This window comes from Pseudomonas frederiksbergensis (assembly GCF_001952935.1).
Classification (GTDB): Bacteria; Pseudomonadota; Gammaproteobacteria; order Pseudomonadales; family Pseudomonadaceae; genus Aquipseudomonas; species Aquipseudomonas frederiksbergensis.
The window spans coordinates 25,896-49,029 of record NZ_CP018319.1 but is presented as its reverse complement, the minus strand read 5'-3'; the positions used below and the strand labels follow the sequence as shown (position 1 = coordinate 49,029).

At 55.3% G+C, this 23,134-nt stretch carries 20 protein-coding genes; 10 read left to right on the top strand and 10 right to left on the bottom strand.

The window, feature by feature from the left end; all coding sequences use genetic code 11:
• Positions 1–38 precede the first annotated feature (38 nt).
• The 5 genes from PFAS1_RS00230 to PFAS1_RS00210 form a co-directional block, all read right to left on the bottom strand.
• A complete protein-coding gene (locus PFAS1_RS00230) occupies positions 39–713 on the bottom strand; it encodes a DUF3313 domain-containing protein (protein ID WP_076027771.1) in 675 nt (224 codons plus the stop codon).
• Positions 714–763: 50 nt separating this feature from the next.
• Positions 764–2,032 (bottom strand): OmpP1/FadL family transporter, encoded by a 1,269-nt coding sequence (locus PFAS1_RS00225; protein ID WP_076027770.1) that lies wholly within the window; start codon positions 2,030–2,032, stop codon positions 764–766.
• 69 nt (positions 2,033–2,101) lie between these two features.
• On the bottom strand, positions 2,102–3,715 hold the full coding sequence (locus PFAS1_RS00220) for an arylsulfatase (protein ID WP_076027769.1): 1,614 nt from the start codon (positions 3,713–3,715) through the stop codon (positions 2,102–2,104).
• Positions 3,716–4,003: 288 nt separating this feature from the next.
• Positions 4,004–4,285, bottom strand: a complete 282-nt coding sequence (locus PFAS1_RS00215; protein WP_076027768.1) for a DUF3303 domain-containing protein — start codon at positions 4,283–4,285, stop codon at positions 4,004–4,006.
• A gap of 215 nt (positions 4,286–4,500) precedes the next feature.
• Entirely contained in the window at positions 4,501–4,902 is a 402-nt protein-coding gene (locus PFAS1_RS00210) for a hypothetical protein (RefSeq protein WP_046049539.1), read from the bottom strand.
• Between the two features lie 151 nt (positions 4,903–5,053).
• Between PFAS1_RS00210 and PFAS1_RS00205 the strand changes: the two genes are divergently transcribed.
• Complete coding sequence (locus tag PFAS1_RS00205; protein WP_076027767.1) at positions 5,054–5,446, top strand: GFA family protein; 393 nt, start codon at positions 5,054–5,056, stop codon at positions 5,444–5,446.
• 146 nt (positions 5,447–5,592) lie between these two features.
• On the top strand, positions 5,593–5,973 hold the full coding sequence (locus tag PFAS1_RS00200; protein WP_076027766.1) for a RidA family protein: 381 nt from the start codon (positions 5,593–5,595) through the stop codon (positions 5,971–5,973).
• 215 nt (positions 5,974–6,188) lie between these two features.
• On the opposite strand, the gene PFAS1_RS00195 is transcribed toward PFAS1_RS00200, so the two are convergent.
• Complete coding sequence (locus PFAS1_RS00195; protein WP_074877800.1) at positions 6,189–8,474, bottom strand: Orn/Lys/Arg family decarboxylase; 2,286 nt, start codon at positions 8,472–8,474, stop codon at positions 6,189–6,191.
• Between the two features lie 2 nt (positions 8,475–8,476).
• Positions 8,477–9,880 carry a putrescine-ornithine antiporter gene (gene potE, locus PFAS1_RS00190; RefSeq protein WP_076027765.1) on the bottom strand — a complete coding sequence of 468 codons (1,404 nt, stop codon included), beginning with the start codon at positions 9,878–9,880 and terminating at the stop codon, positions 8,477–8,479.
• A 185-nt stretch (positions 9,881–10,065) separates the two neighbouring features.
• Here potE and PFAS1_RS00185 point away from each other — a divergent pair, with 185 nt between their 5' ends.
• A complete protein-coding gene (locus PFAS1_RS00185; RefSeq protein WP_076027764.1) occupies positions 10,066–10,395 on the top strand; it encodes a hypothetical protein in 330 nt (109 codons plus the stop codon).
• Between the two features lie 78 nt (positions 10,396–10,473).
• Here the strand turns inward: PFAS1_RS00185 and PFAS1_RS00180 are convergent, their stop codons facing one another.
• A complete protein-coding gene (locus PFAS1_RS00180) occupies positions 10,474–11,190 on the bottom strand; it encodes a glycosyltransferase family 25 protein (RefSeq protein WP_083383388.1) in 717 nt (238 codons plus the stop codon).
• A gap of 346 nt (positions 11,191–11,536) precedes the next feature.
• Here PFAS1_RS00180 and PFAS1_RS00175 point away from each other — a divergent pair, with 346 nt between their 5' ends.
• The 6 genes from PFAS1_RS00175 (at position 11,537) to PFAS1_RS00150 (ending at position 17,537) form a co-directional block, all read left to right on the top strand.
• A complete protein-coding gene (locus PFAS1_RS00175) occupies positions 11,537–12,190 on the top strand; it encodes a peroxiredoxin (protein ID WP_076027763.1) in 654 nt (217 codons plus the stop codon).
• Positions 12,191–12,541: 351 nt separating this feature from the next.
• Positions 12,542–13,039 (top strand): hypothetical protein, encoded by a 498-nt coding sequence (locus PFAS1_RS00170; protein WP_076027762.1) that lies wholly within the window; start codon positions 12,542–12,544, stop codon positions 13,037–13,039.
• Positions 13,040–13,463: 424 nt separating this feature from the next.
• On the top strand, positions 13,464–14,021 hold the full coding sequence (locus tag PFAS1_RS00165; protein WP_076027761.1) for a polysaccharide biosynthesis/export family protein: 558 nt from the start codon (positions 13,464–13,466) through the stop codon (positions 14,019–14,021).
• Positions 14,022–14,101: 80 nt separating this feature from the next.
• Positions 14,102–15,157 carry a hypothetical protein gene (locus PFAS1_RS00160; RefSeq protein ID WP_076031469.1) on the top strand — a complete coding sequence of 352 codons (1,056 nt, stop codon included), beginning with the start codon at positions 14,102–14,104 and terminating at the stop codon, positions 15,155–15,157.
• Positions 15,158–15,177: 20 nt separating this feature from the next.
• Entirely contained in the window at positions 15,178–16,737 is a 1,560-nt protein-coding gene (locus tag PFAS1_RS00155; RefSeq protein WP_076027760.1) for a GumC family protein, read from the top strand.
• Positions 16,738–16,805: 68 nt separating this feature from the next.
• A complete protein-coding gene (locus PFAS1_RS00150; RefSeq protein WP_232252300.1) occupies positions 16,806–17,537 on the top strand; it encodes a CpsD/CapB family tyrosine-protein kinase in 732 nt (243 codons plus the stop codon).
• A 44-nt stretch (positions 17,538–17,581) separates the two neighbouring features.
• On the opposite strand, the gene galE is transcribed toward PFAS1_RS00150, so the two are convergent.
• Positions 17,582–18,559: a UDP-glucose 4-epimerase GalE gene (galE, locus tag PFAS1_RS00145; RefSeq protein ID WP_076027759.1), complete on the bottom strand. Its 978-nt coding sequence runs from the start codon at positions 18,557–18,559 to the stop codon at positions 17,582–17,584.
• A gap of 244 nt (positions 18,560–18,803) precedes the next feature.
• Between galE and PFAS1_RS00140 the strand changes: the two genes are divergently transcribed.
• Positions 18,804–20,450 carry a phosphoethanolamine transferase gene (locus tag PFAS1_RS00140; protein ID WP_076027758.1) on the top strand — a complete coding sequence of 549 codons (1,647 nt, stop codon included), beginning with the start codon at positions 18,804–18,806 and terminating at the stop codon, positions 20,448–20,450.
• Positions 20,451–20,510: 60 nt separating this feature from the next.
• On the opposite strand, the gene PFAS1_RS00135 is transcribed toward PFAS1_RS00140, so the two are convergent.
• Entirely contained in the window at positions 20,511–23,129 is a 2,619-nt protein-coding gene (locus PFAS1_RS00135; RefSeq protein ID WP_076027757.1) for a glycosyl hydrolase family 5, read from the bottom strand.
• Between the last annotated feature and the right edge of the window lie 5 nt (positions 23,130–23,134).

Genomic DNA, 23,134 nt, shown 5'->3' with positions numbered 1-23,134 from the left:
GAACGCCATCGCCGGCAAGCCGTGCTTCTAAAAAAAAGCTATTTGATAAAGGCCTGCAGGTCGCTGGTCAGCTTGTCGATCGCGACTTTGAAATCCTTGGTGGTGATCTTCTGGCTGGCGTTTTCCAGTGTGGTGCCAAAGACTTTGCGCACGACTTTGGCCACGGTCTGGTTGTTGCTGGCGTCGACGAACTCGGCCTCGATGAACAGAGTGGTGTCCTGATCGCGGTGACCACTGGCGGCGGAAACACCCCCGACGACGGCGGCAATCGGCACCACTTCATACCACTTCATCCCTTCGGTTTCGGCACTCACCCCGGTGATCGCCGCGCGCATGATCAAGGTTTTTGAACCGGCTGGCGCTGATTTCGTGCTCGATACCACCCGATATTTCTGACCCAGCACACCTTTGGCCTTGCTGGTCATGTAGCTCTGCAACTCGTCCAGGGTTTGCTGGTTAACCCGCTCAGTAGGCTTGGGCGCCGGGTAGAGCTCCAGCTTATTGAAAACCACGGTGTTATAGGCCTCTGGATTCCAGGACGGGCTGACCCAGCGCATGGCTGTTTCGCCGCTGGTGGTGGTGACCTGCTGCAAATTGTTGTAGTTGGACAGGAAGCCGGAATACTGCTCACGCTCGGTGACTTTCGAGGTGCAACCGCCGAGCAGCAGGCTGGTCAGCGCAACGCCAATAAACAGCTTTCGGGACAGATTCATAGTGGTGTGTGCTCCTTGGATGAATTCGTTTTTTTTTCGGTCGCAGGGCATCAGAAACGCCAGGTCATATTGCCGGTCACGGCTTGAATCCAGGCATTGTCGAACTGACCGGAAGTTCGCGTTCCCGACGTGGATTTGGTCTGATCTACCGGCATGTCGCCGAGCCAGACCATGGCCCAGCTGACATTAATGTCGGTGACCTTGCTCAGAGCATAGGTGGCTCCGGCCGCAATGCGCCAGGATTCGCCCATGGGGACGGTAAAAGTTCGGTTGCCGTCCGAAACGGCGCTGCTGTCGTACGCCACACCGACGTTCCACAACAGTTGCGGCGTGGCCTGATACTGCGCGCCGAGTGCCAGTTGCCAGGTGTCTTTGAAATGGGCGTCGACCGTCGTCGATTGAGCGCCAAACGCGGTGGTGTCGACTTGCACCGCGATATCGCCAAACTCTGACCAGTCCTGCCAGTTGACCGAGGCCAGCAGGGCCCATTGCGGGTCGAGTTGCTGGAACAGACTCAGCGTTGCAGTTTGCGGCACGGTCACGTCGAGTTGGGTATTAAGGCCATCCAGGCTCTCCAGCGCGGCCCCGTCGCCTTTGACGTCCAGCCCGTCCTCGAAGTCCAGATCGACCTTGCTGGTATAGGCCAGGCCGATGCGGGTGCCGGGTTGTGGGGCATAGATCACCCCCACATTCGCGCCGAAACCCCAATCGTTGTCCTTGTATTTGAATTGGCCGTCGCTGCGGTCGGTGAAGCCGAACGGCGAACGGTCAATCGCGGTTTGCGCTTGCAACATGCCGTACATGGCTTTCACGCCAACGCCCACCGACCATTGTTCGTTAAAGCGATAAGCCACGCTGTGCACGAAAGACAAACCGGCGAGGCTGGCGTTTTGTGCGAAGTAGCGCCCGGACCATTCGTTGTCGTAATTGGCCGCCAGGCCAAAGTCAGCGTACTGGCCGAAGCCAATGCTCCAGTGGTCGTCGAATTGATGGCTGACGAAGAAGCCGCCACCGGGAATCGGGTCGAGGGCATTCCCACTGCCAGTGCCGGTGCCATTGGTGTTTGAGTCGCGATCGAAGCTCAGGTCGCCGTAGAGAATCTGCAAACCACCGGTGATCTGTGTGCCAGGCAGATAACTCATGCCCGCCGGGTTACTGGCGATAGTCGAGGGGCCTTGAGCACGGGCCGCGGCGCCAGCGTTGGCAAGACCGGCGTTATCGGTGCCGATTTCATAGAGCATGATGCCGCCGGCGTAAGCGTGCTGACTGCACAGGGCACACAGAGTAATGGCGGGCAGGCCGGATGTTTTTATCTGCATGGGATCACCTCGGCACATGTCCGTCATGAACGCGGGTGGCGAGCGCTGGCCACCCGCGAATTCAACTGCTTACTTGCCCATGGCCGCCCGGGCCGCTTCGATCTTGGCTTTGACTGCTTCAAGGTTGAAGCTCGCGCCTTTTTGCATGGGCGGGAACTCAACCGCTGTTTCAGCCAGTTTGACCACCTGCTGCTGCACAAACACGAAGCGCCAGAACTGGAATTTGAACCACTCGAAATACTCCAGCGAGCCATTGGCCGCCATGTTTTCCGGCCACCCGGCGCGTTCGAACGGGTCGAGGCGCAGGTTGGTCAGGATCGGCACGTCCAGCGTGTTTTTTGCCCCCAGCCAGCCACCGGGCTGGTCAATGAAGCGGTACTTGAAGTCATCGATACGGATTGCGCCCAGCGTGCTTTCGCCGAAGTAGAAGATCTCATGGCGATTCGACGGACCTTTGCCGGTAATCATCGGTGTCTGGTCATAGCCGTCCAGGTGCACTTTGTAAGTGGTATCGCCCAGTTGTTTGCCCTTGAGCAATTCTGCGGTGATGTTCGGGTTGCCCGCCGCCGCGACCAGGGTCGGGAACCAGTCCATGCCTGACATGATGCCATTGGCCACCTGGTTGGCAGGTACCTTGCCCGGCCAGCGAATAATCGCCGGCGCGCGGAAACCACCTTCCATCACCGTGCCTTTACCCATGGCAAACGGCGTGGTGCCGCCATCCGGCCAGGTAAAGTTTTCAGCGCCGTTGTCCGTGGTGAAAATCACGATGGTGTTGTCATCCATGCCGTCTTTTTTCAGCTTGGCCATCACGTCGCCGACGATGTCGTCGATCTGCGCCATGCCGGCTTCCTGTTCCGACCAGCCATTTTGCGCATTACGCATGGCTTGGTACTTGTCGGAGAGGTGAGTGACGATGTGCATGCGGGTCGGGTTGAGCCAGAGGAAGAACGGTTTGTTGTCCTGCCTGGCCTTGTCGACGAAGGCAAAGGCCTTGTCACGAATTTCGTCATCGACGGTTTTCATCCGCTCCGGATAGAGGGTGCCGGCGTCTTCGATTTTCTGTTTGCCGACCTTGCCCCAGCGCGGCATCACGGTCGTGTCGTCAGTCGTGGTGGCCCAGCTGTGAACCATGTTCCGTGGGCCGACGGTGGGCAGAAGATCTTGCGGATAATTGGGGTGCGCCGGGTCTTCCATGGCGTCGAGGTGATAGAGATAGCCGAAAAACTCGTCGAAACCATGCACGGTCGGCAGGAATTCGTTCAAGTCGCCCAAGTGGTTCTTGCCGAACTGGCCGGTGGCGTAGCCCATGGACTTGAGTGCGGTGGCAATGGTGACGGCTTCGGCGGGAATACCAATGGGAGAACCGGCCTGCCCGACAGTGGTCATCCCGGTACGGATCGGCAGTTCGCCGGTAATGAAGTTCGCGCGCCCGGCGGTACAACTGGCCTCGGCGTAGTAGTCGGTGAAACGCATGCCTTCAGCCGCGAGCTGGTCGAGGTTGGGTGTTCGACCGGCCATCATGCCCTGGTTGTAGACACCAATATTGGACCAGCCAATATCGTCGCCCATGATGACGACAATGTTGGGGCTTTTGTCGGCTGCTTGAGTGATGCCGGGGAGAACCATTGCAGACAGTAATAAGGGGACGGCGAATACTGAGGATAGCTTTGTCCGGTTCATATCGAGCTCCTGTGCACTTGCGTTGGTACTCTGAGACGAGCCCCCGACCGCCCAGGAAATTTTGGATCCCCCGCGAAGAGCGTAGGTAAGAATTGTGAAATTTCCAGTCATTGGTTTTTTGGCCGAAGCCCTTGTTTCATGGGCTTTACAGCTTGTCGTGGATTCGGATGATTACTGACATCTCAACCAGACGAAGTCCTCAATCCGTGCCTGGATCGATCATAGGGAATGTGTTGTTCGAATCGCGGGAGGGCATGGAGCGGCGAGCGTGGCTCGCCGCTCCAACGACTATTGCTTGCCGACAGCGGCCGCCAGCAGCGGCGCTATCTGTTCATCGGTCAGTGCCGCCTGGACCTCCATGGTCATGAGGTCGCTCCATTCCAGCACCCACTTCTGAATGGAGGCCGGATCACTGGCCTCTGCCACGCCAAAACCGGACGCGCCACCGACGGCGTGCCAGCGTCCCAGCATCTTGACGCCAGCGGGTGGAGCCCCCCCGGTCTTGAGGAAACGCTCGATCGCGTTGTTACGATTTACCGAACTGATAGACCAATTGACTATGAATAACATTCGCCACCTCCTGCTACGGATTGGCACCTGTTGCTCTTCGCGCACCTGGCGGGTGCCGGGACCACGGTCACGCTTGAGTGTCCAGCTTCATCCCTGACTGGCTTGAAACCATTGCTCCCATGAGAAGGCATAGCAGCGGCCAAGACTCTGCGTATGACCGCTGATCCTGTTCCGTTGCATGGCAACGATTTTTTCAGGTGCTTCGAGGACGATGTTCACGCATCGCGCAACAGGTCATTGGCGTTGAGCAGCGCGTAGGCAATCTCCGGGCGCTTCTCCAGTGCGCGACGAATCGCCGCCGGGATCGACTGACGGGTTTTGCGGCATAGCCCCGGTTGTTCACCCAGGTTGATACCGATACCGCGCATGGTGCGTACTTCGTTGAAACCGGGGGCGATGTCGACGCGAATGCCCAACTGCTCATACATCCGCTGTTGCAGGCGTTCCAGATCGCTCAGGCTCTGGAGGTTTTCCAGACGTTCGATCAGGCGCTTTTCCTCGGAGCGGGTCAGAAACAGAATGCGCACGTCCGCCCCCGGTGTTTCCAGCAGCGGGTCACGCCCGCAGTCGCAGGCGCCGGGCGGGCAGGGTTGGCGGATCGGAGGCGTGGTGGTCATGGGGTCAATCATAGAGTGCTGCAATCGGGTTTGCCCATAGGGTATTTGCCGTTCTGGCGAACGGGAAACGCCGGGTCTAGGCTTAAAAGTCGGGCACTGGCAGGGTGCAACTCATCACGTTCCGACTGTTTGATTTCAGAGGAGACGCAGCATGGAGCGATTCACGGGGGGGTGCCTGTGCGGCAACGTCCGAATTGAGGCGTCGGGACTCCCGTATCGGGTTGGCCTTTGTCACTGCCTCGACTGCCGCAAGCATCATGGGGCGCTTTTTAATGCTTGCGCGATATTTCCTCAGGATGCAGTGACGATCGAAGGCGAAACACGCGACTACGCCGGGCGGTTTTTCTGTCCTCGTTGCGGCTCGTCGGTTTTTGCCCGCACCGACGACGAGATCGAAGTGAACCTGGGGTCCCTGGATGCCCCAGACCAACTGATCCCAACCTACGAAAGCTGGACCGTGCGTCGTGAATCCTGGTTGCCGGCGTTTCCGCTCACGAGACGCTACGAGCGCGATCGTGACCCCGCTGGTCGCTTCGAGGAGTAGGTGTCGATCGATGAATCCATGGCTTGCTACACAAGAATTGGCATATCGAGCCAGAAGATATTGCTTTCAAAACGGGCCGTTCCACAGCGAGTTCCCAGCCGCTATATACTCGACAGCCTCTTTACCCCTTCAAGCAAGAGACACCCATGGCAAACCACGATCTCACCTTTCTCCCGGACCCCGATCCGCAATCCATCTCCTCCGATGTCGCTGGTTTCGGCGGCCTGCTGGTCTCCACCCAGATCCCCACCCGCGCCGACGGCAGCCTGGAACTGGGCGATATCGCCTTGCAAAGCGAATGCACCCTGCAGGCGCTCAAGGTTGCGCTGGAGCACGCCGGCAGTTCCATGGACCGGGTTCTGCATCTGACCATCTACCTTACCGACATGGCCGACCGCGCCGCCTTCAACGAGGTTTACCAGCGTTTCTTCGACAAGCCCTGGCCGGTTCGGGCCGCCGTTGGCGTGGCCTCCCTGGCGGTTGAAGGCATGCGTGTGGAAGTCACGGCGATGGCGGCCAAGGGCTGAGTCCAGGGGGTGACCGGCAGCCTCGCTCAACGAGCGGGCGCCACCGGGCGGCCTATCGGTCTGGTTCAGGATTGGCAAACCAGCCAGCGATCATCGTTGCCGGGACGCAATGTGAGGGTTTAAACCCCACGGATTACCCGCTCAGGAAAAGACATGTAAAAACGGGCGCCTTCAGGGCGCCCGTTTTTTACTTCGCATTTCGTACAGGCGCTAGTTCATTTCAACACCAGCAAGCTATAAACCCCGCCCTCGCTTTCAATCCCATGGGTGTCATGGGTGAAACCCGGGAAGGATCTGTCGAAGGCTTCCAGCGCCTTGAGATAGGCCAGCAACGGCCCGTCCGCAGCCCCGGCGTTTTCGCCCGGCATCAGCAATGGAATGCCCGGTGGATACGGCACGATCCCGGTCGCAGCGATACGCCCGGCGGCTTCTTCGAGTGTCACCCGTTCGATGTCGTTTCTGACCAGTTTTTCGTAGGCCTCCACCGGGCTGAATTCGGCTTTGGGCAGTGTGCCGAACGCCTGGGCCATGTTGGCGGTGGTTTTGTGTTTTTTCATGGCGGCGAAGATTTCGTCGGCCAGGTCCTTTAGGCCCATGCCGGCATAACGAGCCTGGTTGGCGGCCAGCAGATCCGGCAGGCACAGTTCCAGTTCGACGTTGTCGTCATAATCGCGTTTGAAGTCGAGCAGGGCATTGAGCAAGGTGCCCCATTTGCCTTTGGTGATCCCGATAGAGAACAGGAACAGAATGGTGAAGTCGGTGGTTTTCTCGACCACGATGCCCTGGCGTCCCAGGTAGGCTGTGAGTACACAGGCCGGGATGCCCGAGTCGAGCAGGTTGCCGTCGTCGCCCATGCCGGGGCTGAGCACCGAGACCTTGATCGGGTCGAGCATGCAGTAGCCTTCTTCGATGTCGCCGAAGCCGTGCCATACCGCGTTGGGATGCAGTACCCAGCAGTTCGGCTCGGTTTTCAAAAGCACCGGGTCGACTTCATGGAACGGCACGGTGGCCGCGCCAACCTGCACGGTCGGCGGCTGCCAGCAGGTAAAGAACCACTCCTCCTTGCTCAACATCTCGTTGTGCATGCGCGAGACCACCTGGCGGAAGCTGATAGCCTCTTCGATTGATTCGGTGGTGAGGATTTGCCCGCTGGGCGCGTCCATCATCGCCGAGCTGACGTCGCATGAAGCCATGATCGCGTAGTTCGGCGAAGTCGAGGCGTGCATCATGTACGACTCGTTGAAGCGCCCATGATCGATCGGGTTGCGGCCGTTACGCACGTGAATCATCGAGGCCTGGGAGAGGGCGGCCAGCAACTTGTGGGTCGACTGGGTGGCGAACACCGTCGGCTTCGAGTCGTCGTGATCGTCCGGGCTGCCGTGCATGGCGTGGCGCTCGCGGTACAGCGGGTTGAAACGCGCATAACCGTACCAGGCTTCATCGAAATGCAGACGATCGACGCTTTGCCCCAGCAACTCTTCGACGCGGGTGACGTTGTAGGTCAGGCCGTCGTAGGTGGAGTTGGTGATGATCGCGTGGACGGGTGTCGGGTCGATGCCTTGCTTGACCAGCGGGTTACTGGCGATGGCGTCTTTCACGCCGCTGGCGCTCAGGGTTTGCGGCAGGATCGGGCCGATGATGCCGTAGCGATTGCGGGTCGGCACCAGGTAGGTCGGGATGGCACCGGACAGGGTCATCGCGTGCTCGGCGGACTTGTGGCAGTTGCGGTCACACAGGGCGATCTGATTGCGCGTAACGCTGGCCATGAGGATGACGCGGTTGGACATCGACGAGCCGTTGGTGACGTAGTAAGTGCGGTGGGCCCCGAACACTTTGGCGGCGTAGCGCTCGCCCTGGCCGATAGGGCCGCTGTGATCAAGCAGCGAACCGAGTTCGCCGACCGAAATCGACAGGTCCGAACGCAGCAGGTTCTCGCCAAAAAACTCATAGAAAGCGCGCCCCGCGGTGCTCTTCAAAAAAGCCGTGCCGCCAGCATGTCCAGGGGTGTGCCAGGAGTATTCATAGCTTCGTGAAAACTTCACCAGCGCCCCGAACATGGGGGGCAGTGCGGCTTGGCGATAACGTTCGATGGCTGCCAGGATGCGCCCGCTGAGGAAGCGGCTGGTGTCCTCGGGCAACCAGATGAAGTCGTCGGCGTGCTGCATGACCACCAGCGGAATGCTCGACGCGGTGCTGCGGTCGCTAATAAGGAAAACCGGCACGCGGGTGTTGCGCTCACGCAGGCTGACCAGCAGTTGGATGCATTCCTCGTGACCTGCGCTTTTGTCCATTTCCCAGCTGAGCAGCACGCATTGAATGGCTGGGTCCGAGCGCAGGATCGACGTGGCGTCGCTCAGCGTTTCCGACGCCAGCACCTGGACGGCGCGTTCCTCCACATCGTTGATCAACTGGTCCAGTGCGCGACCGAAGACGGTGCGTTTGTCCGGCGGGCTGCTGACCAACAGCGTGAGCATTCCAAGCGAATGTCTATGTTCCATCATGATTAAGCCTCCACTTTGACTGCATGCAAGTTATTGACCGGCACCGGTTTGCCCGTGATGTGCCGAGCGTTGACGGTCTGTGTTGGTACGCTGTTATTGAGCGCTTCAAGGCGGATCAGGCGGTTGTTGACGAAGCCAAACAGCGTGTAACCGAAGATCGTCGCCACGCCACCAAGCATCAGCGCCTGCGCGCCCGAACTGTAGAGCGCCAGATAGCTGTAAGCCGCCGCGACCCACGCAATGATGTTGGTTATCAGCGCCGAGCCCGCTGGAACGTTGGAGACCTTTTGGATGGTCATCAACGCGGCCATGGAGAGGATGTAGGGCACCAGGTTGGTGACCACCGCGAGGTTGACGAGTGTGTCGAACTGCTTGCTCAGGTCAGGGCTGATGGTGAGAAAAGCCAGCGCCGTCTGCACTGCCAGCAGCACCAGCATGCCGATAATGGGTGTTCCGGCCTTGTTGGACTTGGCAAAGATCGACAGGAAATAACCGGTGTCCGCAGAGCTTTTGTAAACCTGCGCGATGGTGAACTGCCAGCCCAGCAGCGAACCGATGCACGCCAATACCATCGCAGCCATCACAATGTCGCCGACCATAGGCGTGAACATCTTGGCAAAGACCAGCCCGAACGGTGCGGTGGAGGAGGCCAGTTCCGGGTTATCGACAATGCCGGCAATGACGTTGGTAGAGACGATGTAGATCACCGCCGCGCCGAGGGTACCGCCGAGGACTGCAATCGGTACGTTCTTCTCCGGGTTTTCCACGGCATCGGTGTTGGCGCAAGCCGACTCGAGACCGAGGAAGGCCCACAAGGTGATCGCCACCGATGCACCTGCGGCATCGAACCAGCCCATGTTATGCGGGTTCCAGCCGGCGGCGTAGACACTGCTGTCGAACCAGAACCAGCCAATGGTGGATACCAATACCACTGGCGCAATCACCCCCCAAACCGTGATCGCACCGATCCGGCCGGTAATCCGCGCGCCGCCGAAGTTGGCGAAAGTGGTGATCCACAACAGAGCGATGGTCGCCAGACCCACTTGCAGTGAATCAAGCTGAACATGGAACAGCTCCTGGATATAGCCGACCGCAGTAATACTGATCGCCACGTTGGCAATCAACAGCGAGAGGCCATAGGTGTAGTTGGTGATGTAGTTGCCTGCCTTGCCGAAAGTGTATTCGGCATAGCCGCCCATGCCCCCGGTCTTTCGGCTAAGCATCCCGCAACGCGCAAAGGCGTAGGCCAGCGCCAGGGAGCCGGTGGCCGTGATCAGCCAGGAGAGGATGGAAATACCGCCGACTTCGGCAAGTTTTGTGGGGAGTAGCACAATACCGGAGCCCAACATGTTGACGGCTGTCAACATCGTCAGTTGCCCCACTGTCATTTTCTTTGCTACTGACATTCCGTTGCCTCATTGGTTGGCGGGAGAGAGCGTTAGCTATAGCAAAGGATTGAATTGGCGCAAGAAACGTCCGCACGACACGGAGAAAAACAGGCTATAGCGCACTTAAGGCATTTTGCTGGCCCCGAAGACTGAAACTTTTGACCAAAATCAATTTATTTTCAGTTAGTTGGGATCGAATGCAAATGCGGAATGTGATGGTTGCGCTGATTTCGTTAGGCCTGGCGAGCGTTGCCGCCTCTGTCCAGGCCAAAGAGCTGGCATCGGGTGATCGTTACATTTGCAGCTGGGGCGCGGGTACCGCGGCAAGAGCCCAGGAACTCAAGCTGTCCGGGGTTTCCCTGTATGCAGCGCGGCAGAAGCTACATACCTACAAATTCAGCAAGCCGTGGATGCACATGATGGCGATGGGCATTACCGAGCAGACCTATGACAGTCATTCGCGGATGAAGCCCGCAGCCCTGCGCGAGAGCTTTTACGAGGAGTGCGTGCGGTACAAGTTGGCACGCAAATAAGGAGGGTGGAGCGCACTAATCATCCGGACACGGCTTCTGTGCCGTGCCGGCTTTCAGACCTTCCCTCTAGAGGGAAAACTATCGAGTTCTTCTCAGGTTTTTTGCCTTTAACCTCCTGAGCATACCCATTACCGGTCGCAGGATAGGCACCCTGTCAAAGAGGGAAAGCTCATGCAGGTCGGTCCGCGAGGGCCTTTGGTAGCCACAATTCCAGGTGAAATAATAAGCCGAAATTTCTTTGTTCTTATGAATGAGCGTATTGAGAGCAGCGTCATAATGCATTGGGCCTCCGTCAGGATGTCCCGGTGGCCGCTCCAGAATCTCGAATAAAAAATCCCTCAATTTCCCAAAACACTTCCCGTTTACAGCATAGAAATGGGCCAGGTGTATTGGCCGGTCGACTGCTTTCCAAGCGGGCAAGTTTGAATTTTCTTCAAACGGATGCCCGAAATAGACGATGTCCCACTCCAAACCTTCCAGAGCCTTGATGGCCTCTCTACCGTATTGAGAAATGTGTCTGGAAAACTGTATGTCGTCCTCCAGGATCAAGACATTTTTCAAATTCAGGCGGATTGCCTCTTCCAGCACCCCCAGGTGACTCAAAAAGCAGCCTCTGACACCGACGCTCGGGAAGCCATTTCCCTCAGTGGGCGTAACAGCCTCAAAAAAGCCTGTTTTTTCATCATCGATGTGAAAGCCGTTGCGAGTGAACTCTTCAACTGTTTCTAAACGGCGATCCTTTCTTGACGAGATATTGATGATTCTTACTCGATCAAAGTATTCGATCACATTCATCTGTCAGGTCCTTGGCGCAGACAATCAGGGCAGTTGGATTGGGGAACCCGAATGCGGAAAACACCGTGCGGGCAGCATCAGAGCAGGGCCACTTTCTGCATTTCCTGATGGCTCGGCGTCAGCTTCCATGACTTCAACCTGACAGGTTGAATACTTGGCGCTTTTGTCCGTTTTCTCTATCGACCCCGGGTTGCAGTATAGGCAGCGTTTCGCCTCGTAGATCGGTGTGCAGTCAATAGGTCCGCTAGCCCTTTGGCGGATCGCGGGTACAGAGCGAAGTCTTCAAGGTCTCCTATACTGGATCGTTCCGAGAGTGTCCCTACCCTTCACAGCGAGGAGAACGCATATGACCATTCGTATTGGCGACGAAGCACCGGATTTCACCGCCGAAACCACCGAAGGCACGCTGCATTTCCACGAATGGATTGGCGACAAGTGGGCCATCCTGTTCTCACACCCGAAGGACTTCACCCCGGTCTGCACCACTGAACTCGGTTATATGGCCGGGCTCAAGCCGGAGTTCGACAAACGCAACACCAAGATTATCGGTCTCAGCGTCGACCCGGTCGGTAACCATCAGACCTGGTCCAAAGACATCGAAGAAACCCAGGGCCATGCAGTCAACTACCCAATGATCGGCGATGAGAACCTGGTGGTGGCCAAGCTCTACGACATGATTCACCCGAACGCCAGTGGCGGCGCTCGTACTGCCGTGGACAACGCAACGGTGCGTTCAGTGTTCATTGTCGGTCCGGATAAAAAGATCAAGGCGATGCTGGTCTACCCGATGAGTGCCGGGCGCAATTTCGATGAAGTGTTACGGCTGCTCGATGCTATCCAGTTGAACGCCAAGCACACGGTTGCCACTCCGGTGAACTGGCGTCCGGGCGAGGACGTGATCATTCCGACGTCGGTATCCGACGACGATGCAAGGAAGAAGTATCCGGATGGCTTCAAGACAGTGAAACCTTACTTGCGTACGGTAGCGCAACCGAAGTAATGGTCAGGCAAATCATCCTGTCTTCAATCGCGATGCAGGCGTCGTCGGTCCAGTGCATGGCTTTGCCCTGAGCCGCCGTAGCCCGTTGCGAGGAAGCTGTTCCGGGTCGAGGCCAACAGCCCGACGCGGGCTGACGCCTCATGCGCAAAGCCATTTCACAGGGATAGAATTTACTGGGCTGCGGGGCATATTGTGGCGTTATTTTGACGCCATCCGCCCTAAAATTAAATTTGGATTTATTATTGTGACGAGCTATTGACGTAATGGCGATGTGCTTATAGGCTCAATTTAGCCGATATAGATTTCTTAAACCGACAAAAGAATAACCCCCTTACGCAAGGAGGCGGTGTTATGCGCTCAACATTTGTCATTAAATTCGTGTTGTTGTCCGTGATCCTGAATGGTGCGGCCGTTGCTAGTGCTCAGGCGACCAGTCTGGCCTATGAAATTAGTCGCATAGGCAATACCAGCGAGGCGTTGAGGCCCAAACTTGGCGCGGTTCTTGAGAAGTATGCGGGTAGCGCTTCGCTTACTTTCGGAAAGGGTCTTGGTTTACCTTCGTTGATCACCGACATTTATTTCGATAATGCCTATTCCTCCAAATTTAATAGTGTCATTGATCACGCTGACTCAGGCGTTGGTGTATCCGTCAATTCTTCTTCGGGTGACGGATTAATGGCGGCGGCAAACAATAAGCAGATCAAGACTGATTCGGCAGTCCACGTTAAAAATCTGGCTGAAACAACTGATATCAATCAACCGAATGCGGTACCGCTTTCAGCGGCAGCATGGTTGTTCTCTTCCGCATTGATTGGTTTTATTGTGGTTGCCAACCGACGGAAGATATAGATGGAAGATGATTCTGATAACGTGTTGAACACGGGGCTTAATACATTTTTTCTGCGGGCGAGCGCTGTCTTGCAATAAACGTTGGTTGTAAGTATGGATATAAAATTAGTTGCATCGGCAAAGGTTGCCATTAACAGATTGATGGTGTTGCAGTTAAACCGGCTCAAGCGGGTAGGGTGTGGTTAATATTGACGCAAATACGTCGAAGGCAGCTTGCGTGTTCCAACCTGTTGTTAAATAACACTATTTCGCTGTCTTGCACTAACGTTCCGGTTTCGGGTGTGTTGCATTGTCGAAATTGACCGCCTGGAAGCTCAAAGCGACTCTGTTGGGTAATTTATTTTGCGTGAAATGGGCTAGAGTCATTTGACTAGGTTTTTTTGTTCTAAGCTTCTTGCATGGCTACTTAGACGGAGGGATCCCGATGTTCCGTTCATTGATACCTGTGCTGTGCGCGCTGGCCGTTTGGCCCAGCATTTCCAATGCCGTCGAAAATGACGGGGCTTACAAGCTGAATCAGGGAGACAACCTTTCTATTTCCGTTTGGGGCGAAGACAAGCTCAAGCAGGATGTACGCGTACTCCCCAACGGCAGCATTACCTTTCCGCTGGTAGGGCGAGTCGATGTTGAGGGGCTTGATACCACCGCTGTCGAGCAGCAAATCGCTGCCAGGCTTGAGAAATTCATACCTGATCCGCAGGTGAGCGTGGTCGTCACCGGCACCGAAGGTAATCTCGTCTACGTTCAGGGCAAAGTGCTGAAACCTGGCACCGTGCACATGTCCGGTCAAACGTCAGTGCTGCAGGTAATAAGCATGGCGGGTGGGCTCGACAAATTCGCCGATAAAGACGACATTAAGATCGTGCGACTCAATGGGACTAGACAAGAGATCCTGCGCGTCAACTACAGCAAGTTGATGTCGGGGGATGACATGTCCACCAATTTTCTACTTAAAGCCGGCGATACGCTGGTCGTGCCTTAGCCTTGGCACTAAGGATTATCTTGCTTGGATTTCGAACTACCGGGGTTGCGACGGCAATCCTGGCTTTGTCGTGTTCGGACATGGCCTCTGCTGCTACTTGGCAATCAGCTATAGCAGTGCCTTCGACGGTCGAGTACGACAGCAACCCACTGCTGCTCACGAGTGATGAGGAAGGGGTGACTCGTACCATCATCGCCCCCGATTACAGCCTTGTGGGTACTTCCGGGCCGGATGAGTACCGGTTCGGTCTGGGGGTGAATATCGTGCGTTCGTCGGATACGTCGATCGTTTCGGACCGTGAAGATCCCAGATTAAGGTTGGGGTGGCAGCGCGAGACCGAAACGGGGGCTTTTGGGCTTGTGGCGAGGTATGAAGAAAACTCTACGCTTTCCACGGTGGTTCAGGAAACCGGCGTAGTTGCCTCTGATGGCACGCAAAAGATGTATTTGGTGGGCGGCAACTGGAGCACTGCTCTCAGCGAGCGAAGTACCCTGGTTAACGAAACTGACTACACTCATGTCACTTACGATATTGATTCACTGACCGACTATGACGAGCTGGCGACCCGCTTCAGCTGGAACTATGCGTGGAGTGAGCAGGTCGAGCTGTTCACCCGACTTGGCGTGAGGCGCTATGAGCCGGAGGAGGGTTCTGCGGTGGCTTCCTCAAACAGCTACACCCCAACGACCGGCTTGAATGTCCAATTCTCCGAGCGGCTAAGGGGGACGGCTTACGTGGGTCTCAACCAAGTATCTGGCACAGGTAGCGGCCCAAAAGGCCAGGGCGGTTTATTGCTGCAATATGCCGGTGAGCGTATTGATACCAGCATCGATGCCAGTCGCAGCACGCTCGCCAGTGGCGACGGTGGTTTCGTCGAGGTTGATGCCCTGAGAGGTTCATGGAGCTATGCCATCGACGAGACCCGACGCACCGGTTTCGATGCTTCCTGGCAAGACGCCAAAGGCCGGACGCCTAATACCCTGCAAAATTACAGTGCCTGGTTTAGCCAAGAACTCTCGCCTTTTTGGATTGCCCGCCTATCCTACACATACAAACAACGCCAGCAAGATGGCTTGCCGGATGCCACTGCAAACGTAGTCGGGCTGACGCTGACTTATAGTTATCCCGGTCTCTGACATTCAGCTGTGTGAGAAATATGGCCACTGAATACGAAATGTCGTTCAACGACTACCTAGCTATCATCAAGCACCACGCCCTGCTGTTGATCGTGAGTTTCGTGGTCATACTCGGCGTTTGCGTAGCGGTAGCGATCTCTCTCCCGCCTACCTATGAGTCATCCGGCACGATACTGGTGGAGTCTCAGCAGATTTCGCCAGACCTGGTGGCGGCCAACAACAATACCTTTGCCGATGAGCGTATCGAAGTCATTCGCCAGCGCGTGATGACCCGTGAGCATCTGGAAGGGATCATCAATAAATACAATCTTTTTGCTTCGCAAAGTCGGCAACTGACCGTTACCGAGAAGATCGAAGAAATGCGCAATGCGATTGTGGTCTCCTTGGTCAGTGCTGCCGTCAAGGGGCGCGGAGAGGTGACGATTGCTTTCCGTCTTTCCTTTGAGCACCGCCAGCCAGAGATTGCGAACAAAGTTGCCAATGAACTGGTGACGCTGTTTCTGGATGAAAACATCAAGCAGCGCACCGAACGCGCCAGTGAAACGACAGAGTTCCTGACGCAGGAAGCGGACAAACTGAGGGTGGAACTGGAAACCCTTGAGAATCGGCTGGCGGACTTCAAGCAGGCACACAGCAACGCACTGCCCGAGCATCAAGAGTTGCGCATGAATATGTTGACGCGCGCCGAAACCGAGCTGAAGGAGATCGACCGTGACTACAAGACTGCCCGTGAGGAGTTGCGCTTCAATGAGTTGGAGCTGTCTGCCGCGAATGCCGGGCTAGCGACCAGGCCTGGAGCACTCGGTACGGCTGCTGATAAACCACAGGATCTGGCTAGCCTCAAAGCGGAGTACATCCGCTTGCAGTCGCTGTATACGCAAGCCCACCCCGACGTGCGTGCCGTCAAACGCAAAATTGCTGCACTTCAGGCCGGCAAAGGCGCTGGCGCATCAGCTTCGGTCAATCTGGACGTTGCCAGGGCTCAGGCGCGGATCTCCGCAGCAGAAGCACGTATCAAGTCGCTGGCCGATCAAAAGCAGCAAATACTCGGAAAAATAGCCGAATACGAGGCACAAATTATTGAGACGCCGCAAATCGAGCGCGGCTTGGTCACGGTGATGCGTGACCATGATAATGCTCGTAAAAAATATGAGGAAATTCGCACCAAGGAAATGAGTGCGAAAATTTCAGAAAGCCTGGAGCAGGAGAACAAAGCCGAGCGTTTCGTTCTTCTGGAATCGCCGCTGATGCCCGAAAAACCGGTACGGCCAAACCGTAAAAAAGTGGTCGCCATGGGTTTCTTGCTTGCCCCGGTGGGTGCTGGCGCGCTGGTGATGCTCCTCGAGATGATGAGTCAGCGTGTGCGCGGTACCCAGGCCTTGGCCAGCGTGCTGGGTAGACGCGTACTGGTCTCCATTCCTTACATTCACACCAAGGCTGAACTGGCACGCCGCAGGAAGTGGCGAATGCTATCGATCGTCTGTGGAGTCGCATTAATTGCGATTTTTCTGGTGCTCTTGCACTTCCTCTATATGCCTCTGGATCTTCTGATATTTAAAGCTTTGGGCCGGTTTGCATAAGGAATATAGCCATGGAAATAATCAATTCCGATACCGAAAAAGCCGAGCAACAGACCTCGTCAAAAGCCATGACACCGACCGCGCAATCAACAAGTCTGAATGCGCTCAGTTATGTGCAAACCAAGGTTGTACCTTTGCGACCGGGTCACCTTGAGCGCAACCGAATTGTGGCTTACAACAAAAATTCGAATGTGGGCGGAGCATTCGATCTACTGCGTACACAAGTGCTGAAAATCATGGAGGAAAATGGTTGGCGCACGCTCGCCATCACCTCGCCGACCCCCGAGGCAGGCAAGACGGTGTTGGCTATAAACCTGGCGATGAGTATTGCGCATCACACCACCAAGACGGCGTTGTTGGTGGACTTCGACTTGCGTCGTCCGAAGGTGGGTGAATATCTGGGGCTGCCGATGGATAAATCGCTTAATGAATTGTTGGCAGATGAAGCTGAACTGCAAGAGGTACTGGTCAACCCGACTTTGCCGCGCTTTGTGGTCCTGCCGACGCGCGAGCCGATTCCTCTTTCCACCGAAGTGTTGTCATCGCCTGCAGTTAGCCATTTGATTGCTGATCTGCGCGAGCGCTACAACTCACGCATCGTGATTTTCGACTTGCCGCCGTTGTTGAGTTCGGATGATGTGATTAACGTCCTGCCCAGGTTCGACTGTGTCCTGCTCGTTGTCGCTAATGGATTGAACAGCAAGAAAGAGATCGAGGAAAGTCTGCATCATCTTGGCACAGCCAACCTGATTGGCACGGTGTTGAACAAAGCCGAGCCTGAAAACCGCTCTTACTACTAGAGCATCATCCGCACGAGGTCGGCGCTATTGGCTGGCGCCGACGCTCAGTGCCAAGGGTACTTCTGCTCCCAGCTCCAGGCATGCGCCACTATCTGTTCAAGTGAGCCAAATTGCGGGTGCCAGCCAAGTAATGTGTTGGCCCTGCGGGGATCGGCCACCAGGCGGGGTGGATCGCCCGCGCGACGTGGCGCTTCGCTGACTGAGATAGCCTGGCCAGTCACATAGCGCGCGGTATCGATCACTTGCTGTACTGAGAAACCTTGACCGTTACCGAGGTTGAATGCCGCGCTTGCACCGCCTGCCAGCAGATAATCCAAGGCAAGCGCGTGAGCGGCAACGAGGTCGACAACGTGGACGTAGTCGCGAATGCAAGTGCCGTCGGGTGTGTCGTAATCACGACCATAGACGGTGATGGTTGCGCGCCGTCCCGAGGCTGCTTGCAGGATCAGGGGCAGCAAATGGGTTTCCGGTTCATGGCGTTCACCTAACTGTCCTTCAGGGTCTGCTCCGGCGGCGTTGAAGTAGCGCAGGCAGACCGATTTCAACCCGTATGCACGATCGAAATCTTCTAGCATCTGCTCCACCATCCACTTGCTGCGCCCATAAGGGTTGATCGCTGCCTTGGGATGCTCTTCGTCTATCGGTACATACACCGGGTCACCGTAGACGGCGGCGGTAGAGGAAAAAATGAAGTTTTTAACCCCGGCGCGAACCATCGCCTGGAGCAGCGTCAGGGTGGCGGTGAAGTTGTTTTGATAGTACTTGGCAGGTTCAGCAACAGATTCGCCCACCTGTATAAAGGAGGCGAAGTGGAACACGGCATCAAAGTGATGTCCCGCAAACAGGGCATCCAGTGCCTGTTCGTCGGCTATGTCCAGTTCGACCAATGTCCCGCCTCTCAACGCGCTGCGATAACCCGTTGAGAAATTGTCTGCCACCACAAGATCGTGACCTGCGCTCAGTAGCTGCTTCACCATGTGCGAGCCAATATAACCCGCGCCACCCACCACCAAAAATTTCATCCTGATCTCCGATTTCCTGGGCGCTTTGCTGTGAGCTCGAATGATTGTATAGCGGCAATCAAGGCAGGTCGCAAACAGCTTCTTCATTTGCTCCTGCATGCCAAGGATGCACAGCGCCAAACCTTGCGGCTCGCTACGTTTGGAGCGCCAGAGGAGGGGGTTTTTTTGAACGTAATGCAGCGAGTACGCCAATTGGAGCTACCCTCTGAGGAGGCATATGGGCACCCTGCGGGAATAATTACCAATGAAAAATTCTGTCAAAATTATTGATAACTCATTAAGAATATTAAAAGCAGAATGGCCAAATTTAGTGTTGTGGTCATATTTGCTTTCACCCTTGGTGATTAGAACGCTGACAAGCTATCAATACTCTAAAATTGATTTGTTGGTCTTTTACACCCTTGGCATGTCGGTGTTGTGGCTTTTGGCGATCAGATTTATTTCTGCCAATCAATTCAAGGTTCACCTCATTCTGCTGCCATTCTATTTGGTAGCAGCTATTGATCTATTTTTGGTTTTGAATTTCAACTCAAGATTGACGGCTGCCTATCTGTTTATTGGCTTGACGAACTTCCAGGAAGCAAGCGAATTCCTGCCGACCTATTGGCGACCCATCAGTATCGTTTTGATGATTTTCATACTGTGCTATGGGGGTGGATTAATAGGCCTGCATAAACGCAAATTATATAAGAGCAAAGGTGTTTTTGTTTTGGCTTTTAGCGCCTTGATCGCAGGGTATGGGGCGTATTTTTATAAAACCGTTCAACTTAACTCTTTCGGCAAGTCTGCAGTCATGGATCTCCTTGCAAAAGATCAAAGCACTCCAGTAGGTTATTTGTCGCAAATTACCCTTACGGCAAACTTGTATTTGGGGACGGAGAAGCTCATCAAACGTCGTCGGGAGTCTGACGTAAAAATAACCAGCCTATCGGATCAGTCAACTATAGAAACCATTGTTTTTGTAATCGGTGAGTCATCGCGGCCGCACAACTGGTCCCTCTACGGTTATAACAAGGATACAACTCCGAATCTTGGTAAGCAGGCGGGCATTTTCAAGTTTAATCAGATCTGTACGACAGCCCCATACACCTCGTTCGCGGTGCCTTCAATGCTGAGCCTTGAGCCTATATCGGATTGGGACTCCATTGTGTCAACGAAATCATTGGTGAGTATATATCGGGCAGCCGGGTACATGACCTATTGGTTGTCGGTGCAGGAAGTTGATAGTTTTGGCGGAATAATTCCACAAATAGCCGCCGAGGCACAATACCGTCAATATTTTGAGAGAAGTTATGATGGGGCGTTGATGTCGGAATATGAAAAAATACTCAATAAAAACGACACCGAAAAGAAAGCCATATTCATTCACGTCAAGGGTAGTCATTTCGAGTATTCACGCCGATACCCGGAAAGCTTCGATCAATTCAAACCGGCGACAAGCAGCTTCAAAGACAAGATCACTGCGGAATATGATAATAGTATTTTGTATACAGACTGGTTATTAAGCGCAATTATTGATCAATTGAAATTAAGCAAAAAACCATCTGTCTTGGTTTATTCTTCGGATCATGGCGAAAATATGATGGATGACAGCCGAGGACTTTTGGGTCACGGGATTGGCAATAAGTATGATCTTCCGGTTTCGGCGTTTATCTGGGCGTCCGAGAATGTTTCAGGCCAGCAATCGCTCAAGCTTTTAAAGCTGAGGGAAAGAGAAAGTCAGAAAATCAGCATATCGTCCTTGCCCCATACGCTTTTAAATATCACAGGGGTTTTTACGGACAAGTATAAAAGTTCGAATGATTTATCAAGTGACGAATTTGTCTCGTCGAAATGTCCACATTTACTCGGCGCAGGCTATGTTCCATCGTTTGATTTTGACGCTCTTTAAATACCCCTCGTTGAACAACTCCGCAAGGCGTTGTTCTCAGGTTGAGGCCGGTTACGGCGCCTAAGGTTGTGCTGGCGTGACGTCCTTTTTCAAGAACAACCAGTTTGAGGCCTGTAAGCCGTCGAGCTTGATTGTGTAGCGGCCATCGAGGTAGGTCGCAGGCAGTTTCTTCATTTGCCGCAGAATGCCGTGGGTAAATAGTGTCAAGCCTTGCGGCGCCTGAATGGTTAGCGTGCCCTCGAGGGGCTCAACGTAAAAAGGTATTTTGTCGCCGTCTTGGGGGATGGCACGGGTGCCCAACGAAATCATTAAATCCTGTGATTGACCCAAAGGTGAGTCGTCCAGGCTTTGCACCGCCACACTGGCGTTGGCAGTCTTCACTTGAATCTTGATGTTGCCAAGGCTGATCGACTCGCCGCCGATCCAGCCGGTCGCAGCCTGGGTGCGCAGCGTATTGATGGTGTAGACGCCTTGTTTCCAGTTGCGCTTTAGCTCACCGGTGTCGGTCGTGGACTCGCTGGTGTTGGCGTCCAGCAGCGACTGGTCAGGGTCATGGAATTCCTGTGCACCGCGTGGGATAACGCTCGGCTGCAACCATGGCAATTCCGGTGTCTGTGGCATCGCGATTTCCAGCTTGCCTTTCTCCATGGCTGTACGCAGGAAAGCAGAGCTGGCCGGTGTGATCATTTGATTGAAAAGAGTGCCTGGCGTCGGAGCGAAGACGTAGGTCGTTGTTGCACCGCGAACGTCTGCACGGCGATAAAGCAAAGCGGCGGCGGGCAGGGTGGCCAGCATTGCAGGGTCGTTATAGGCATGCCAGTTATTGGCACTCATCCCGTTGCCGCCCATTGGCTCCTGGCTATAGGCATATTGCATCAGTGCATCCCAGCCTTGGTGGCTGGCGGTGCCGGCGATATAGAGTGGCAGCGAGTGACGATCTGCTGTCGGGAAGGGCTCATTGTTCCACTCGGTAACGGTCAAGGGCTTGCCGACGACCTGACCGGCGGCAATCCAGTTCACTATGCTTTCGCTGTAGTGCGGATTTTTCTCTATCTGTCCCGAACCCCCGTAGCTATGGACATCGATGACGTCCCCGGCGGTAAGGGCCGGCAGGGAGTTCAGGCCATTGCGACCCCAGCTACTGGTCGTGGCGATGGGGACCTTCACGCCTATACCACGCAAGTGTTGAATCATGTCGACGTTGAAACGTCGTTCCAGATCGTTAAGGAACATCTTGGAGGGCCCAGGCTCCCAGGAGCGCCAGGTCTGGTTTGCGGACAGGTTGTGCTGTTTGGCAAAAGCTTCGGCCTCGGCCATATAGATGCGGTTGTGTTTCGGTAAATTCTTGTCTGGCAGCAGGGCATTGCCAAAGTGGTTGGTGACGTCGTTTTCGTTGGTAATCAGTACGGCGGCAATCGCCGGGTCATCTTTGTAGGCGAGACCGGTATAGCTGTTTACATGGGTCAGGTAGTCTTCGGTAAAGCGTTTCATGGCTTTCTGAATGGTGAGATTCACATAGGAATAGCCCTTGAGATAGGTGTAGTTCTGTTCTTCTTTTGGCAATTCATCGAAGCCATAAATGTTGTCTTTTTCAGTAAAGACGCGCTGGACGTGCAGATCGAGCCAGACATAAATGCCTTCGTCTTTCAGGCACTTGATCCACCAGTCGATCTTTTTCAGCGATTCCGGGCTTAGTTGCTGGGTGCTGCGCGTGATCCTGCCGTCGCCAAAGATGTTCGGGAAGACCCATGGCGAGTCATGGTGGTGCAGTCGTACAAGATTGAAGCCCAGTGCCGACAGGCGTTTGGCCTGCAGCTTGATGGCATCGTCTGACGTGAGGAACAGCGAGTAGGCCGAAAGGTTGGTGCCCCAGAAACGCGCCACAGTGTTGTCGGCAAATTGCAGTTGCTCACCGGAGGCTTTGATGAAGCCGCGCTTGCCGGCAGGTTTTTCCTGAGCGTTGAGAAAGGACAGGTCGACCGGCGAGGTTTTCCAGTCGAGCTTGTCGGTCGGCCAGCTCTTGGGGTCCGACAGCCCGAAGCGCTCGGTTGTGGTTGGGCCGACCGTCACATCACCAGAAACGCTCAAGGTAGCCGTGAAATCCTGGCGGCCACGTTTGAGCGTGTTCTTGTAGAGAAAAGCACGCACCTCGGATTTGCTGCCCGGTTCAAAGTACACGCTCTCCAGTGCGGGCTCGAAGCGCATTTCGATGCGCCGCCCTTGTGCATTGCCCCAGGTCCAGCCGCGGTTGTCGGGTAGCAAAGTGGGCTCGCCCATTTCTCCAGCGAACAGAGCGGGGTCGAATGTGAAGACGATGCCACCACCTGAAAGGCCCGACTTCCCACTACGTGCATCCAGGGCAAAGTTCCAGGTCAGCTTTTGCTCGCCTTGCTTCTGAATCTGCGCAGTCAAGTCGAAATCCAGCGCTTTGTTTTTACCCGCGAAGGAGTATCGATAAGGGGTGTTTACCTTGAATTCAGGGTGCAAATACGTCCAGCCCCAGCTGGGTCCAAAAAACGAGAATGTCGTAACGAACACCGGACTGCCACCACGCTCCAGCATTGGCAGGCCGTTGCGCTCATCCACACTGACGACCCAGTCCGATGCCCAGGTGCCAAGCGGCCAAATGGCAAAAAGCAGCAGGAGCAGTATTTGAGGGCGGCGAGACAACTGGATCATGGGGG